Below are 15,814 nucleotides of genomic sequence, written 5' to 3'. Positions count from 1 at the left end.
ATGCGCGCCGGGTTCGACGCGAGCGACCTCAAGGTCATCGCGTTCGACGTCTTCGGCACGGTGGTCGACTGGCACAGCGGCATTGCGGCCGAGGCCGAAAGCGCGCTGCCGGGTGTCGATGGCGCCGCGTTCGCGCTGGCGTGGCGCGCTGGCTACCAGCCCGCGATGAAGGCCGTGATGGAGCGCATCGCCGCGGGCGAGGGCGGCTTTACCCTGCTCGACGAGCTGCACCTGAGCATGCTCGAACAGGTGCTGCACGACTTCAGCCTGGCCGACCGCCTCGACACCGCCGCCAAGCGCGAACTGAGCCGCGCCTGGCACCGGCTGCCGGCCTGGCCCGACTCGGTGGCCGGACTCACGCGCCTGAAGAAGAAATTCACCATCTGCACCCTGTCGAACGGCAACATCGGCCTGCTCACCGAAATGGCCAAGCGCGCCGGCCTGCCCTGGGACTGCGTGCTGTCGGCCGAGGTGTTCAAGGCCTACAAGCCCGACCCGCGCACCTACCTGGGCGTGGCGGGCGTGTTCGACGCCACGCCGGGCCAGGTGATGCTGGCCGCGGCGCACCACGACGACCTGGCCGCCGCGCGCACCTGCGGCCTGAAGACGGCGTACATCGAGCGCCCGCATGAATTCGGCCGCGCCAGGCCGAAGGACGTGTCGCCGCAACCGGACAACCATCTGCATGCGCGCGACATCAACGAGCTGGCCGACCTGCTGGGCTGCTGATCAGTCCGTGAGCAGCTTCTCGACCGTGCGCAGGTTGCGCGCGGTGGTGCTCGACTTGTAGCGGGTCTTCGCCAGCAGCTTGGCGACTGGCGTGTCGGTGCTTTCGCCGCGCGGGCATTCCCAATAAAGCACGCCCTTGCCGCGCTTCAGGCGCTCGACCTTGGCATCGACGGTGCCGGCCTTCTCGACGATCTCGTCGAGCATGGCGGCGTCGGAGCCGAACACCAGATACGGATGCCGCTCGTCGTCGATGCGTACGAAGGGGTAGTCCGCGGCCATGGCTGCCATGGTCTTCTGCGTGAGCAGCACGATCCATGCGTCGTAGCCGAAGCGCTTGCGCAGGGCCTGCTCGATGCGGGTGCGCAATGCGGCGGCATCGCTTTCGTCGGTGTCGAACAGCACATTGCCGCTGGCGAGCACGGTGCGCACCGCGCCGAAGCCGAGTTCGACGAACAGCGCCTTCAGTTCGGCGCTCTTGATCGTGATGCCGTTGACGTTCACGCCGCGCAGCAGCGCGACATGGCGGATCGTGCCTGTGGCCTTCTTCGTGCCTGGCATGGCGCAGCCCCGCCCGGATTCAGCGCAGGCCGCCGCCGGCTGCGCCTTCGTCGCGCTGGATCAGCTCGATCTTGTAGCCGTCGGGGTCCGTCACGAAGGCGATGACGGTGGTGCCGCCCTTGACGGGGCCGGCTTCGCGCGTGACGTTGCCGCCCGCCGCCTTGATCTTTTCGCAGGCCGCGTAGGCGTCGGGCACGCCGAGCGCGATGTGGCCGTAGGCGGTGCCGAGTTCGTAGCTCTCGGTGCCCCAGTTGTAGGTCAGCTCGATCTCTGCCTGGTCGGGGTTGCCCTTGCCGTAGCCGATGAAGGCGAGGCTGTATTTGTATTCGGGGTTTTCCGACGTGCGCAGCAGGTTCATGCCGAGCACCTTGGTGTAGAAGTCGATGGAGCGCTGGAGGTTGCCGACGCGCAGCATGGTGTGAAGAACTCGCATCTCGTGGTGCCTTGTAGTTATGAAAGGGGAGGCCGCTATTGTCGGCTTCCGCGCGCGGCGATCAAGCCGCCAGGGTCAGCAGGTGGGCCTGGTGCTTGCGCAGGAAGGCCATGAGGTGCTGCGGATACTCGGGCACCACCGCATCGCGCACGCTGGGGCGGGCCGCGAGTGCCTGCCGCCATGCGTTGAGCCTGGGCTTGCCGTCGAACACGCGCGAGTCGCTGATCGCGTCGAACACCTCGAAGTAGCGGAATACCGGCGCGAACACCGCGTCGACCAGGCTGAAGCTGCTGCCCGCGAAATAGGGGCCGTCGCCGAGCGTGGCTTCCAAGCGTTCGAACTTCGCTGCGAGTGCAAGGCGCTTCTGCTCGAACACGGCGGCGTCCTGAGTGGTCTCGTAGCCCCAGAGGTCGGCGAGGATGGCCGATCCGAACTCCATCCACGCGCGATGCTCGGCGCGTGTAAGCGGGTCTTCGGGGTGCAGGCGCGCGCCGGGCTGCGTTTCTTCGAGGTACTCGCAGATCACGTTGCTCTCGAACAGCACGGCCTCGGAGCCGTCGGGCCGGCGCACCTTCAGCAGCGGCACCTTGCCCAGCGGCGAGATGTCGAGAAACCACCGGGGCTTGTTCGCGAGATCGATCACGACGCGCTCGAAGGGCACGCCTTTTTCATGCAGCGCGATGGCGGCGCGCTGGACGTACGGGCACAGCAGGTGGCTGACGAGGGTGAGTGTCGGGGACATGGGGCTTTCCGTTCTCGAAGAGGTGTTTCGGCTCGCCGCGATTCTTGCGGGGCCGAACAACCTTTTCCCGAAAAGCCCATTCGAGAAAAGACGCCCTTGTGCTAAGCCACCGCGGTGCCTTGCCAGTGCGTGATGCGCCCGCCGTGCATCACGCCGATGCGGTCGGCCATGGTCTGCGCCTCGGCCTCGTTGTGCGTGACCAGGATCGCCGTCTGGCCCGCCTGTTTCAGGATGCCGCGCACCTGTGCCGTCAGGCGTTCGCGCGTGCCGCCGTCGAGGTTGGAGAAAGGTTCGTCAAGCAGGAGCAGGGCGGGCGAGGGCGCGAGCGCGCGGGCCAGCGCGATGCGTTGCTGCTGGCCGCCGGAAAGCTCGTGCGGATAGCGCTCCGCGGCATCTGCCAGGCCGACCAGCCCCAGCATTTCGGCCACGCGCTCATGTTGCGCGGCGCGAGGCATGCGGCGCAACCCGAAGGCCACGTTCTTCGCAGCCGACAGGTGCGGGAACAGCGCGTACTCCTGGAACATCATGCCCACGCGGCGCTGCTCCGGCGGCAGGTGAACCTGGCTGGACGACAGCAGCACGCTGCCCAGCCGGATGGTGCCGGCGCGCACCGGCTCGAAGCCCGCAATCGCGCGCAGCACCGTGGTCTTGCCGCAGCCCGAGGGGCCGAACAGGCAGGCGATTTCGCCCGCGTCCAGCGCGAGCGAGAAGCCGTCGACCACCGTGTGCGGGCCGCGCGGCGTGTCGTAGGCGAGGCTGAGCGAATCGAGGTGCAGCGAAGAACTCATGGGGTATCCGGACTGGAAGTGGCAGCGGGCGTACCCAGTTGGTTGCGCGCCAGCAGCACCACCGGCAGAAGGCCGGCCAGCACGATGCCGAGCGCGGCAATCGCGCCTTCCTCGTAGGTGCCGCGCGCGGCCTCGGCGTAGAGCCAGGTGGCGAGGGTGTCGAAATTGGCTGGCCGCAGCAGCAGCGTGGCGGGCAGTTCCTTCATCGCATCGACGAACACCAGCAGCGCGCCGGCCGCCAGCGCGGGGCGCAGCAGCGGCAGGTGCACGCGGCGCAGCGTGCCACCGGTGGTTTCGCCGAGCAGCCGCGAGGCCTGCTCGATGGCCGGAGGAATACGCGATAGACCCGCCTCGATGCCGCCCACCGGCATCGCCAGGAAGCGGATCGTGCAGGCCACCACCAGCACCACGCCAGCGGCCATCAGCGGCAGGCCCTGCCAGCCGAAGGCGGTGGCCAGCGCCGCGTCGAGCGTCAGCGCGGGCGTCAGCAGCCCGATGGCGAGCACCGTTCCCGGCACCGCATAGCCCAGCGTGGCGACGCGCGCCTGCCAGCGCGCACGGTTGATGCCGGAGCCCTGCGTGCGCGCGGTCCATGCGACCACCAGCCCCGCGGCCACGGCCGTCACGGTGACGCCCGCCGCCAGCGCCAGCGTGTTGCCCAGGCTCGCGAGCAGCCCCTGCGAGATACCGCCGCCCTGGCGCAACCGCTTGGCGCTTTCCCAGACGAGGTACAGCGCCGGGGCCACGAAGCCGATCAGCACCGGCAGCGCGGCGGCGGCGGTCGCAGCCCATGCCGCGGCCCCGCGCAGACGGCGTGGCTGCACGGCGCGCATGCGCTGCGCAGAGCCGAAGCGCTGGCGCCGGCGGCCGTTGCGTTCGAGCCAGACCAGCGCCACCACCATGAACAGCATGGCGCATGCGATCTGCGCGGCGCCTGCGAGGTCGGAGCGCGTGATCCACGTGGTGTAGACCGCCACGGTGAGCGTGTTGACGCCGAGGAACTCCGAGGCGCCGATGTCGTTGAGCGTCTCGAGCAGTGCCAGGCTCAGGCCCACGGCCAGCGCCGGCCGTGCGAGCGGCAGCGCCACGCGGAAGAACGCGCCGCGCCGATTCTCGCCGAGCATGCGCGCGGCTTCCATCAGGTGGGCCGGCTGCGTCATGAACATCGCGCGCGCCGTCATGTAGACGTAGGGGTACAGAACGAAGCCCAGCACGAAGATCGCGCCGGGCATCGAGCGCACGTCCGGCAGGCGGAACTGGCGCGGGCTGTCGAAGCCCAGCATCCATCGAATGGCGCCCTGCACCGGGCCGATGGGATGCAGCAGGTCGAGGTAGGCGAAGGCGACGATGTAGGTCGGCATCGCCAGCGGCAGCAGCAGCGCCCAGTGCAGCACACCGCGCCCGGGAAAGTCGTGCGCCGTGACCAGCCATGCGCATCCGGTGCCGATCAGCAGCACCAGCGTGCCGACGCCGGCCAGCAGCAATGCCGTGTTGAGCGCCGCCTGCGGCAGCACGTGCGCGAGCAACGGCCCCCAATGCCCGACGCCCGAGCCGAACGCGATCCACGCGAGCGAGACCACCGGGGCGAGCACGCCGATGGCGATCAGGAAAGACGCGCAGCGCCAGGCCGGGCCCGCGGCGTGCAGGCCCGGCGGCCGGCGCCGCAGGAAGCTCATTCAGTCAATTGCCGGCAAGGTGTGCCCGGCTCCGTCGAAGTCACTGGTCGAAGCCGACCTTGTCGACCAGCGCGCTGGCCTGCTTGCGGTACCTGGCGATCTCGGTCAGCGGCAGCGGATCGACCTTCAGCTCGCCGATGGTCTGGCCGATGATCGGGTCGAGCGCCACGCCCTTGCGCACCGGGTATTCGTAGTTGGCCTGCGCGTAAAGCGCCTGGGCCGGCTCCGACACCAGGAACTCAAGCAGCTTGACCGCGTTGGCGCGCTGCGGCGCATTCTTGGCCACGGCCGCGCCGCTGATGTTGACGTGCGTGCCGCCGCTCCTGGCGTTGGCGAAGGTCGGGCGGATGACCTTGATGGCGTCGCCCCACTTGCGCGCGTCGGTGCCTTCCTTGGCGCTCTTCATCTGGCCGACGTAGTAGGAGTTGGCCAGGCCGACGTCGCAGATGCCGCCCAGGATGTCGCGCGCCACGTCGCGGTCGCCGCCGGTGGCCTTGCGCGCCAGGTTGGCCTTGACGCCGCGCAGCCACTGCTCGGCCTTGGCTTCGCCGTCGTGCGCAATCAGCGAGGCGACCAGCGCGGTGTTGTACGGGTGCTGGCCGGCGCGGATGCAGACCTTGCCCTTGTACTTCGGGTCGGCCAGGTCTTCGTAGCGGAAGCTCTTGATCGGCAGGCTCTTGTCGGCGTACAGCACGCGCGCGCGCATCGAGAGCGAGAACCACTGTCCGTCCGCGCCGCGCAGGTTGGCGGGAATGGCCGATTCGAGCGCGGCCGACTTCACAGGCTGCGTCACGCCGCCGTCCACCAGGTCCATGAGGTTGCCGATGTCCACCGTCATCAGCACGTCGGCCGGCGAGCGCGCGCCTTCGGCCTTCACGCGCTCCAGCAGGCCGTCCTTCACGAACACGGTGTTGACCTTGATGTTGCTCTGCGCACTGAAGGCCGAGATGAGCGGCTGGATCAGCGCCGGCTCGCGCGTCGTGTAGAGCGTGAGTTCGTCGGTCGCGGCTTGCGCGGGCAGGGCGGCAACGGCCAGCCAGGCGGCGCTGGCGCTGGACAGTGCGCGCGCGGCGCGGCCTCGGACGCTTTTGCGTTCGGTGAACATGAAGAATTCCTCCGGGAAGCGGCTGTGAAATATTCTGGAAACGTCGGCGCCTGTTGCCTCGGCAGCGGCGGCGATGAGAATAATTATCACTGGGCGTGCGAAGGCCGACGCCTTTGGACTTACAGGTCGAAGGCCTACTCCGCTTCCGGGCAGGTCGGGGTCAGCGCGCCGGCGGGATCTCGAACACCAGGCAGGTGGTGGTGGCGTGCGCATACAGCGTGCCGTCGGGGCCGTACAGGCGGGCCTCGGCGGTCGCCAGCTGCTTGCCGCAATGGATCACCTTGCCTTCGGCGCGCACGCGCTGCACCTTGGGCGTCAGGCCCTTCACGTAGTTCACGCCCAGCTCGGCGGTCGTGTAGCCGCGCCCGGGCGGCATCATGGTGTGCACCGAGCAGCCCAGGGCCGAGTCGAGCATGGTCGCGACCCAGCCGCCGTGGATGGTGCCCAGCGGATTCAGGTGCTGCGGCAGCGGCGTGCCCTGGAAGATGGCCACGCCGGCGCGCACTTCCACGATCGTGAAGTCCAGCGTCTTGGCGATGGCCGCGTACGGAATCTCGCCGGCCAGCATGGCCTGCATCACTTCGAGGCCGGTCTTGCCCGCGATCTGCTCGGGGCGGGCGAGGCCGGGGCCGGGGCCGGCGTCCAGGCGCTCGGTGATGCGGCGTTCTTCGGCGATCCAGCCTTCGAGCTGGTTGGGGTTCTGTGTCATGCCTGTGTTCCTTCTGGGGGCTTTGCGGAGCGGTGTTGATTGCATATGCAATAGTTGCACATACAATAATATCCCATGGACACCCCCACCAAGCCCCGCGGCTGCACCAGCTTCAAGGTGCGCCAGCTGTCGCGCCGCCTCTCGCAGCACTACGACGCCGAGGTTTCGCAAAGCGGCCTCAAGACTACGCAGTACTCGCTGCTGTCGAACCTGGCCCGCATCGGCCCCTGCCGGCCGGTCGACCTGGCTGCCGAACTCAAGATGACCGCCTCCACGCTCAGCCGCAACCTGCAGCCGCTGATCGCCGCGGGGTTCGTGGCGCAGACCGCCGGTGCCGATGCGCGCAGCCGGCTGGTGCAGGTCACGCCCGAGGGCGAAGCCAAGCGGCGCGAGGCGCTGGGCCACTGGAAGACCGCGCAGCAGAAGCTCAATGCGCTGCTGGGCGTGGAGCGCGTGCTGGCGCTGCACCTGCTGATCGACGAGTCGATGGAACTGCTGGGCGCCGACGACGCACCCGACGTCGACGACTGATTCCCCCACCCACCGCTTTTTCCCCACGCATTCACATCACGCGCATGGCCGCGCGCTGCCCCCGTTTTTTTCTTCGTCCTCCACATCGCATTCCAACATCCGAGGTCCCATGTTCGCAACCCAAGTTTCCGCATGGCTGCAGCGCCGCGGCATCCACTACGGCTGGATCGTCGCCGCCATCACCTTCCTGACCATGCTGACCATGTCGGCCGCGCTGGGCCTGCCGGGGGCCATGCTCAAGCCGCTCGGCCAGGAATTCGGCTGGAGCACCGAGCAGATCTCGTCGGCGCTCGCGCTGCGCTTCGCGCTGTTCGGCCTGATGGGCCCGTTCGCTGCGGTGCTCATGGAGCGCTACGGCCTGCGCGCGGTCATCTGCACCGGCCTCGCGCTGGTCGGCCTGGGGATGGCGCTCGTCACCATGGCTTCGCAGCTGTGGCAGCTGTTCGTGCTGTGGAGCCTGATGCTGGGCCTGGGCACCGGCATGACCGCGCTGGTGCTCGGCGCGGTGGTGGCCAACCGCTGGTTCGTGGCGCGGCGCGGCCTCGTCATCGGCATGCTCACGGCCAGCTCGGCCACGGGGCAGCTGGCGTTCCTGCCTTTCGCGGCCTGGATGATCGAGCACTGGGGCTGGCGCTCGGCCATCGTGCCGATCGTGATCGGCAGCATCCTCATCGGCCTGCTCGCGCTGTGCCTGATGCGCAACCGTCCGTCCGACATCGGCCTGCTGCCCTACGGTGAAAAGCCCGGCACGCAGCCGGCCGCGCCCGCCGCCGCCGCGCCCGCCATGAACTTCGCCACGCCGTTCCGCGTGCTGAAGGAAGTCTCGACCAACCGCACTTTCTGGATCCTGGCGGGCACCTTCTTCATCTGCGGCCTGAGCACCAACGGCCTGGTGCAGACGCACTTCATCTCGCTGTGCGGCGACAACGGCATGGGCGCCGTGCCCGCCGCGTCGGTGCTGGCGATGATGGGCGCCTTCGACTTCGTCGGCACCATCCTCTCGGGCTGGCTGTCGGACCGCTACGACAACCGCAAGCTGCTGTTCTGGTACTACGGCCTGCGCGGGCTCTCGCTGTTCTGGCTGCCGCATTCGGAGTTCACCATCTACGGCCTGGGCATCTTCGCGATGTTCTACGGCCTCGACTGGATCGCCACCGTGCCGCCGACCGTCAAGCTCGCGGGCGCCGCCTTCGGTCCCGCCAAGGTGGGGCTGGTGTTCGGCTGGGTCTTTGCCGCGCACCAGCTGGGCGCCGCCACGGCCGCCTACGGCGCCGGCTTCGCACGCACGCTGCTGCTGACCTACACGCCCGCGCTGTACGCAGCCGGCGCGGCCTGCCTGGTGGCCGCGTTGATCGTGATGATGATCCGCCGCCCGGCCGCCAAGGCCGGCACACCCGTGACGCCCGCTGCGGCACGCGTCTGACCCGAACCCATCGAGGCCCCGCCATGACCGCTCCCGGCAACACCGCCGAACTCGACCCGCGCACCCGCCGCCTGCTCGAGGCGCCCATCGTTCCCACGCTGCTGCGCCTGGCCGCGCCCAACGTGCTGGTGATGGTGGCGCAGGCCTCCGTCGGCCTGATCGAAACCTACTTCGTCGGCAAGCTCGGCACCGACGCGCTCGCGGGCATGGCGCTCGTGTTCCCCATCGTCATGCTGATGCAGATGACCTCCAGCGGCGCGATGGGCGGCGGCATCGCCTCGTCCATCGCCCGTGCGCTCGGCGCGCGCCGCCGCGCCGATGCCGATGCGCTGGTGTGGCACGCCATCGTCATCGCGCTGGGCTTCGGCCTGTGCTTCACGCTCGCGCTGATACTGGGCGGGCGCTGGCTCTACGGAATCATGGGCGGCACGGGGCCGGCGCTCGAAGCCGCGCTCACTTACTCGCACTGGGTGTTCTCGGGCGCGGTGCTGGTGTGGCTGTTCAACTCGCTGTCGGCCATCATCCGCGGCACGGGCAACATGTCGGTGCCGGCCAACGTGACGGTGGTGGGCGTGGTCTTCCTGATTCCGGCGTCGCCGCTGCTGATCTTCGGCATCGGCCCGCTGCCCGGCATGGGCATCGCCGGCGGCGCGATGGCGCTGCTGCTTTATTACCTGCTGGGCTCCATCGCGCTCATCGTCTACCTGCGTTCGCCGCGCAGCCTGCTGCGGCCCACGCTGGCCGCGCTCAAGCTGCGCTGGCCGCTGTTCCGCGACATCCTGCGCATCGGGCTGGTGGGTGCGGTGTCCACCGTGGCCACCAATCTTTCCATCGGCATCGCGACCGCGCTCACCGGGCATTTCGGCTCGGGCGCGCTGGCCGGCTACGGCACGGCCTCGCGGCTCGAGTACCTGCTGGTGCCGCTGGTGTTCGGCCTCGGCGCACCGCTGGTCGCGATGGTCGGCACCTGCATGGGGGCGGGCCAGCGCGAACGCGCGTTGCGCGCCACCTGGGCCGGCGCGGCGCTGGCCTTTGCGTTGACCGAGACCATCGGCCTCGCGGCGGCGCTGTTCCCGCGCCCGTGGCTGCTGCTGTTCGGCAATGACCCTGCAATGCTCGAGACCGGCGCGCACTACCTGCGCGTGGTGGGGCCGCTCTACGGCTTCTTCGGCGTCGGCCTGGTGCTGTATTTCGCATCGCAGGGCGCCGGCCGGCTGCTGTGGCCGGTGCTCGGCAACATCGCGCGGCTCGCGGTGGCAGGCACGGGCGGGTGGCTGGCGCTGCGCTGGGGCGGCGGGCTCACGGGCGTGTTCGCGGCGCAAGGCGTTGCGCTGGTGGTCTACGGCATCGTGATCGCGTCGGCCATCGCGGGCGGTGCGTGGTTCGGCCGGGTGGGCTGGCCGCGCACCACCAGCGGCTTGCTGCGCCGCGTGGCGCAGGCTTGAAGCGAAGCCGCAATTTCTTCTGACGATTCTCGACACAAAGGCACATCATGCAGATCAAGGACTCGGTCGTCTTCATCACTGGCGCCAATCGCGGCCTCGGCCTCGCTTTCGCGAAGGCGGCGCTGGCCGCGGGCGCGCGCAAGGTCTACGGCGCTGCGCGCGACGCCAGCTCCGTCACGCTGCCCGGCGTGACGCCTGTGGCGCTCGACGTGACGCAGCCCGCGCAGATCGAGGCGGCCGTGCGCGCCTGCGGCGATGTATCGCTGCTGGTCAACAACGCGGGTATTTCGCGCGGCTCCAGCCTGCTGGGTTCGCCCGATGCGATGGCTGCGGCGCGCGCGGAATTCGAAACGAATTTCTTCGGTCCCTGGGCGATGACTCAGGCCTTCGCGCCGGTGCTCGCGGCCAACGGCGGCGGTGCCGTGGTCAACGTGCTGTCGGCCCTGAGCTGGACCACCTTCCCGAGCGTGGCGACCTACAGCGCCACCAAGTCGGCCGCATGGTCGCTGAGCAACGGCCTGCGCAACGAACTGGCGGGGCAGGGCACGCAGGTCACGAGCCTGCACGTGGCCTTCATGGACACCGACATGGCCGCGCACGTGCCCGGTGCCAAGGCCTCGCCCGACGACGTCGCGCGGCAGGCCCTGGAGGGCGTGGAGGCGGGCAAGGCCGAGGTGCTGGCCGACGCGGTCTCCCGGCAGCTCAAGCAGGGCCTGTCGAGCCATGCGCCGCCCTATGCGGCGGCGCCTGCCCGATAAGGGCTCGGGGCCTCAGTAGCGATACGGGTTGTTCGGCCGGCGGTCGTACCGGTTGGGCACGCCGTCGCCGTCGTTGTCGCGGCGACCATGGCGGCGGTCGTCCCAGCGGCGGTCGCGGTAGTAGCGGTCATTGCCGTGGTAGTGCCGCGGGGCGTGGTAGTAGCGCGGCGGAGGCGGCGGCGCGTAGTAGCGCGGGCGCGGCGGCGGTGGCGGCACCACGTAGACCTGCGCCTGGATGAAGCCGCCGGCGGGCTGTGCCTGGGCCGGTGCGGTGAATGCGGCCAGCGACAACAAGGCTGCTGCACCGAATGCCAAAGTAAGCTTTTTCATCTCTGATCCCCACTTGTGTTTTCGAAGCCTCATCCTCGCGGCCCAGTGTGAAGTTCTTGTAAGGCTGGAGCGAAATCGGATGAAGAGCTGTAAGCCCGTGCGCGTAGGACGCGGCGCGAGCCGGACACAATTTTGAAGCAGATTTGCGCCGCGGATCACCTCCGCGGGCAGGCCTTCGGCCCCATGGCACGTAGGCCGGACGCTCAGCCGCGCGGCGCCGGCAGCATGCGGCGCAGCGCCTCGAAGAACAGGTCCGACTGTTCGCGTTCGCCCTGGATCTGTGCCGCCACGTGCGCGGCCAGCTTCGCATCGACCGGCGCCAGCGGGCGGCCAGTCGATTGCGCGATCACCTGGTGCAGGCAGGCGCGCTCGAGGTAGTAGAGATCGTCATAGGCGTGGGCGATGGTGCCTCCCGCCACGATCACGCCGTGGTTCGCCAGGAAGGCCACGTCCTTGCCCGACATTGCGCGGGCGATGCGCTCGCCCTCGGCATCGTCGAGCGCCAGGCCGTTGTATTCGGCGTCGATGGCGATGCGGTTCATGTAGCGCATCGCGTTCTGGCTCGAGGTCGGGTCGAGCGCGCGGTCGACCGTGATCGTGAGCGCCGTCGCGTAGGGCATGTGGCAATGCAGCACCACCGCATGGCCCGTGAGCCGGTGCACCGCGCCGTGGATGAACAGGGCGGTGGGCTCCACGCGGTGGCGGCCGGCGAGCACTTCGCCGTGCACGTCGATGAGCACGATGTCGTCCGGGCCGATCTCGCTCCAGTGCAGGCCGCGCGGGTTGATGAGGTAGCGGTCCTGCGCGCCCGGCAGCATCACGCTGAAGTGGTTGCAGACGCCCTCGGAAAGCCCGTGGTGCGCGGCGGCGCGAAGGGCCAGCGAGAGGTCTTCGCGCAGCTTGCGGACCGCGGGGCTGGCGTAGTCGGAATCGGCGGACATCGTGGGGGTTTCTCCTGGTTCTTGTGGGTTGGCCGGGGGTCAGGCCTGGATCACTCCGGTCCAGGCCGCGATGAATTTCTTCGCGTCTTCGCGCACCGCTGCGGCCTGCTTGCCCGGCTTGTAGAGCGCGGAGCCGATGCCGAAGCCGGCCGCGCCGCCCGCCCGCCATTCGGCCATGTTCATGGGCGTGATGCCGCCCACGGGCATCACCGGCGTGCCGGCCGGCAGCACCGCCAGCAGCGCCTTCACCACGGCGGGCGAGGCCAGCTCGGCCGGGAACAGCTTGAGCCCGGTGGCGCCGGCCGCCAGCGCGCCGAAGGCCTCGGTGGGCGTCATCACGCCCGGCAGGCAGACCATGCCGAGCCGCGCGGCTTCGGCGATGACATCGGCGTTGTAGTTGGGCGAGACGATCAACTCGCCGCCGGCCGCATGCACGTCGCGCACCTGCTGGGCGCCGAGCACCGTGCCGGCGCCGACCAGCGCCTGCGGAAAGCGCCTGCGCATCAGCGCGATGCTCTCCAGCGGTTGCGGCGAGTTGAGCGGCACTTCGAGCAGCCGGAAGCCGGGCTCGACGATGGCGTCGCCGACGTCCGCCGCTTCCGCTGGCGTGAGGCCGCGCAGGATCGCCACCAGGGGCAGCTCGCGCATCGCGGTGTTGAATTTTTCGAGGGGAGTGGTCATGCGGCTGCAGTTCTGTCGGTGTCGAGAAAGCCGGACATCGCGTGCAGTCCGGCCCAGGTGGCTTCTGCGCCCAGCGTGCGCGTGGTGACGCCGGTGGCGCGCAGCGCGAGCGTGTAGCGCTGGGTGAGGGCGGGCGAGCCGATCAGCACCACTTCGCCGACCGCCTGCAACGACTGCGTGCGCAGCTCTTCGCCTATGAGCAGGCCAGAGAGATAGCTTGCAAGCTCCTGCTTCGGCATGCGCTCGAACAGCGCCAGCGTGCGCGCGCCGAAGGCGTTGTGCAGCAGACCGTGGCCGTTCTCCGAGCGGGTCACGCCTTCGAGGAAAGCGGCTTCGTCGAGCGGCGCAGCGGCGTCGAGCGTGCGGGCGAGGATCGAGTGCTGGCTCAGCAATGCATAGAACTCGCCCGTCATGTAGGTGCGAAAGCCCGCCACGCGGCCCTTCCTAACCGTGGCCCACTTGTTGTGGGTGCCGGGCAGCACGAAGACGCCGTCGTCCAGTCCGGTGATCGACATGGCGCCGAAGATCTGCACTTCCTCGCCGCGCATCACGTCGGGCACGCCGTCATGCTCGTCGCTCAGGCCGGGAACGATCGCAATGCGCTTGTCGGGAATGGCGTGGATGTCGATGATCTTGCGGCCCACTTCGACGCGGCCCGCGGGGCAGGCGCAGTAGGGCGCCTCGACCCAGCCCTGCTTGCTGCCGGCCATGCCGGAGATGAGGCAGCGGGTGCCTTCGGCTCGCATCCAGTCGCCGAACAGCGTCTCGAAGACTTCGGGAAATCCGCCTTCAGGCACGGTGAGGATGCCGCGCGCGTCGCTGCGTTCTTCCAGCACCTTGCCGTCGGTATCCAGCAAGGCGCCGCGCAGGGAGCTCGTGCCCCAGTCGATGGCTACCAGTCTCTTCATTTGTCCTTGTCTGTCTTGTCGTGTTTTGGTTCAGGGCGTGCGCACAGGCCACCGGGTACTCCCCGCAGCGAAATAAAGGAGGAGGGGCGAAGCCCCGGGGGACATTCGCGGAGCAAGGCACCCCGTCGGCGTGAGCGCGCCCCGAACAGCAACCAGCCTGAATCCTAGTGGCTAGTGATTGTCGCGCGGCACGAAAGACCCGCGACGCCCACGCAGGAAAGCAAGGTCGGCCCCTTGGTCGGCCTGCAGCACCGTGTCGACATACAGCTTCCAGTACCCCGAATCCAGCGGTGCCTTGGGCGCAACCCATTTCTCGCGCCGCTTCGCCAGCTCTTCGTCGCTCACATGCAGTTGCAGCCTGCGGTTTGGCACGTCGAGTTCGACGATGTCGCCGTCCTGCACCAACGCCAGCGGTCCGCCGGCCGCGGCCTCGGGCGCCGTGTGCAGCACCACCGTGCCGTAGGCCGTGCCGCTCATGCGTGCGTCGCTGATGCGGACCATGTCGGTGATGCCCTTGCGCAGCACCTTCGGCGGCAGCGGCATGTTGCCTGCCTCGGCCATGCCGGGGTAGCCCTTGGGGCCGCAGTTCTTCAGCACCATGACGCAGTGCTCGTCGATGTCCAGGTTCTCGTCGTCGATGCGCTTGTGCAGGTCTTCGGCGCTCTCGAACACCACCGCGCGGCCCTTGTGCACCAGCAGCTCCGGCGTGGCCGCGCTGGGCTTGATGATCGCGCCGTTGGGCGCGAGGTTGCCGCGCAGCACGCAGATGCCGGCCTTGTCCTTGAAGGGCTCGGCCTGGGTGCGGATGACCTGCGGGTTGAAGTTCTCGGCGTCCTTCACGTTCTCCCACAGGCTCTGGCCGGTGACGGTGAGAACATCCTTGTGCAGGTGGTCGGCGATTTCCTTGATCACCACCGGCAGGCCGCCCGCGTAGCAGAAGTCTTCCATCAGGTACTGGCCCGACGGCTGCAGGTTCACCAGGCAAGGCAGCTCGGCGGCAAGGCGGTCGAAGTCGTCGAGCGTGAGCTCGACACCCATGCGGCCCGCAATGGCCAGCAGATGGATCACGAAGTTGGTGGAGCCGCCGATGGCCGCGTTGACCTTGATCGCGTTCTCGATGGCCTCGCGCGTGAGGATCTTCGACATGTTCATGTCTTCATGCACCATGCCCACGATGCGCCGGCCCGCCTGCCGCGCGAGCACGTTGCGGCGGCCGTCCACGGCGGGGTAGGCCGCATTGCCCGGCAGGCCGATGCCCAGCGACTCGACCATGCTGGCCATGGTGCTCGCGGTGCCCATCGTCATGCAGTGGCCATGGCTGCGGTGCATGCAGCTTTCGGCCTCGAAGAACTCCTGCAGCTTGAGCGTGCCGGCACGCACCTGTTCGCTCATCTGCCACACGCCGGTGCCCGAGCCGAGCTCCTGTCCGCGCCACTTGCCCGAAAGCATCGGGCCGCCCGACACGCCGATGGTCGGCAGGTCGACGCTGGCGGCGCCCATCATGAGCGCGGGCGTGGTCTTGTCGCAGCCCATGAGCAGCACCACGCCGTCGAGCGGGTTGCCGCGAATGCTTTCTTCCACGTCCATGCTCGCGAGGTTGCGATACAGCATGGCGGTGGGGCGCAGCAGCGTTTCGCCGAGCGACATCACCGGGAATTCGAGCGGGAAGCCGCCTGCTTCGTACACGCCGATCTTCACCTGCTCGGCGAGCGTGCGGAAGTGCGAGTTGCAGGGCGTGAGTTCGCTGAACGTGTTGCAGATGCCGATGACCGGACGACCGTCGAACTGGTCGTGCGGCACGCCCTTGCCTTTCATCCAGCTTCTGTAGATGAAGCCGTCGCGGTCGTTGCGGCCGAACCATTGCTGGCTGCGAAGTTCGCCGGGTTTCTTCTTGGGGATCGTGCTCATGGGGTTTGTCTCCGAGTACCGTTTTTGTGGTGACAAACCTCAGGGTTTGTCCTGCCGGGCTGCAGTTTCAATCATCATATGATAAGCGCGGAGAGCCTGCCAGAGCCTCTGTTTTTTGGATTGGCGGGATACCGGAATTCACATCGCTC

The 15,814-nt window shown here is 68.7% G+C and carries 17 protein-coding genes; 5 read left to right on the top strand and 12 right to left on the bottom strand.

The window, feature by feature from the left end; all coding sequences use genetic code 11:
- Positions 1-729 (top strand): haloacid dehalogenase type II, encoded by a 729-nt coding sequence (locus QRN67_RS11715; RefSeq protein ID WP_285411907.1) that lies wholly within the window; start codon positions 1-3, stop codon positions 727-729.
- Here QRN67_RS11715 and QRN67_RS11710 read toward each other — a convergent pair whose 3' ends face one another.
- The 7 genes from QRN67_RS11710 to QRN67_RS11680 all read right to left on the bottom strand — a co-directional run bounded on the left by QRN67_RS11710 (position 730) and on the right by QRN67_RS11680 (position 6,740).
- Entirely contained in the window at positions 730-1,287 is a 558-nt protein-coding gene (locus QRN67_RS11710; RefSeq protein WP_285411906.1) for a DUF1697 domain-containing protein, read from the bottom strand.
- Positions 1,288-1,306: 19 nt separating this feature from the next.
- Positions 1,307-1,720 carry a lactoylglutathione lyase gene (gene gloA / locus QRN67_RS11705; RefSeq protein ID WP_285411905.1) on the bottom strand — a complete coding sequence of 138 codons (414 nt, stop codon included), beginning with the start codon at positions 1,718-1,720 and terminating at the stop codon, positions 1,307-1,309.
- Between the two features lie 61 nt (positions 1,721-1,781).
- Positions 1,782-2,462 carry a glutathione S-transferase family protein gene (locus QRN67_RS11700; RefSeq protein ID WP_285411904.1) on the bottom strand — a complete coding sequence of 227 codons (681 nt, stop codon included), beginning with the start codon at positions 2,460-2,462 and terminating at the stop codon, positions 1,782-1,784.
- Positions 2,463-2,563: 101 nt separating this feature from the next.
- Entirely contained in the window at positions 2,564-3,250 is a 687-nt protein-coding gene (locus QRN67_RS11695) for an ABC transporter ATP-binding protein (protein WP_285411903.1), read from the bottom strand.
- Complete coding sequence (locus tag QRN67_RS11690) at positions 3,247-4,926, bottom strand: ABC transporter permease (protein WP_285411902.1); 1,680 nt, start codon at positions 4,924-4,926, stop codon at positions 3,247-3,249. Before QRN67_RS11690 ends, QRN67_RS11695 begins: the two co-directional genes overlap by 4 nt.
- A gap of 40 nt (positions 4,927-4,966) precedes the next feature.
- Complete coding sequence (locus tag QRN67_RS11685) at positions 4,967-6,031, bottom strand: Fe(3+) ABC transporter substrate-binding protein (protein ID WP_285411901.1); 1,065 nt, start codon at positions 6,029-6,031, stop codon at positions 4,967-4,969.
- Positions 6,032-6,191: 160 nt separating this feature from the next.
- Positions 6,192-6,740: a PaaI family thioesterase gene (locus QRN67_RS11680; RefSeq protein WP_106935121.1), complete on the bottom strand. Its 549-nt coding sequence runs from the start codon at positions 6,738-6,740 to the stop codon at positions 6,192-6,194.
- A 75-nt stretch (positions 6,741-6,815) separates the two neighbouring features.
- Here QRN67_RS11680 and QRN67_RS11675 point away from each other — a divergent pair, with 75 nt between their 5' ends.
- From QRN67_RS11675 to QRN67_RS11660, 4 genes are all read left to right on the top strand, one after another.
- Positions 6,816-7,271, top strand: coding sequence for a MarR family winged helix-turn-helix transcriptional regulator (locus QRN67_RS11675; RefSeq protein ID WP_081268022.1), 456 nt, complete (start codon positions 6,816-6,818; stop codon positions 7,269-7,271).
- Between the two features lie 109 nt (positions 7,272-7,380).
- Entirely contained in the window at positions 7,381-8,694 is a 1,314-nt protein-coding gene (locus QRN67_RS11670; RefSeq protein ID WP_285411900.1) for an MFS transporter, read from the top strand.
- A gap of 23 nt (positions 8,695-8,717) precedes the next feature.
- Complete coding sequence (locus tag QRN67_RS11665) at positions 8,718-10,139, top strand: MATE family efflux transporter (protein ID WP_081268024.1); 1,422 nt, start codon at positions 8,718-8,720, stop codon at positions 10,137-10,139.
- A 47-nt stretch (positions 10,140-10,186) separates the two neighbouring features.
- Positions 10,187-10,897 carry an SDR family oxidoreductase gene (locus tag QRN67_RS11660; protein WP_285411899.1) on the top strand — a complete coding sequence of 237 codons (711 nt, stop codon included), beginning with the start codon at positions 10,187-10,189 and terminating at the stop codon, positions 10,895-10,897.
- A 12-nt stretch (positions 10,898-10,909) separates the two neighbouring features.
- Here the strand turns inward: QRN67_RS11660 and QRN67_RS11655 are convergent, their stop codons facing one another.
- From QRN67_RS11655 to QRN67_RS11635, 5 genes are all read right to left on the bottom strand, one after another.
- Positions 10,910-11,227: a hypothetical protein gene (locus tag QRN67_RS11655; protein ID WP_285411898.1), complete on the bottom strand. Its 318-nt coding sequence runs from the start codon at positions 11,225-11,227 to the stop codon at positions 10,910-10,912.
- Positions 11,228-11,430: 203 nt separating this feature from the next.
- A complete protein-coding gene (locus QRN67_RS11650; RefSeq protein WP_081268027.1) occupies positions 11,431-12,168 on the bottom strand; it encodes an aldolase in 738 nt (245 codons plus the stop codon).
- 39 nt (positions 12,169-12,207) lie between these two features.
- Entirely contained in the window at positions 12,208-12,849 is a 642-nt protein-coding gene (locus QRN67_RS11645; RefSeq protein WP_106935115.1) for a 2-dehydro-3-deoxy-6-phosphogalactonate aldolase, read from the bottom strand.
- Complete coding sequence (locus tag QRN67_RS11640; RefSeq protein WP_106935114.1) at positions 12,846-13,757, bottom strand: 2-dehydro-3-deoxygalactonokinase; 912 nt, start codon at positions 13,755-13,757, stop codon at positions 12,846-12,848. Before QRN67_RS11640 ends, QRN67_RS11645 begins: the two co-directional genes overlap by 4 nt.
- Positions 13,758-13,928: 171 nt before the next feature.
- Positions 13,929-15,665, bottom strand: coding sequence for an IlvD/Edd family dehydratase (locus QRN67_RS11635; RefSeq protein WP_106935113.1), 1,737 nt, complete (start codon positions 15,663-15,665; stop codon positions 13,929-13,931).
- Positions 15,666-15,814: the final 149 nt, after the last annotated feature.

It is taken from the genome of Variovorax sp. efr-133-TYG-130, assembly GCF_030208835.1.
Classification (GTDB): Bacteria; Pseudomonadota; Gammaproteobacteria; order Burkholderiales; family Burkholderiaceae_C; genus Variovorax.
The sequence above is the reverse complement of the archived record's forward strand: the minus strand, read 5'-3'. Positions and strand labels throughout refer to the sequence as shown.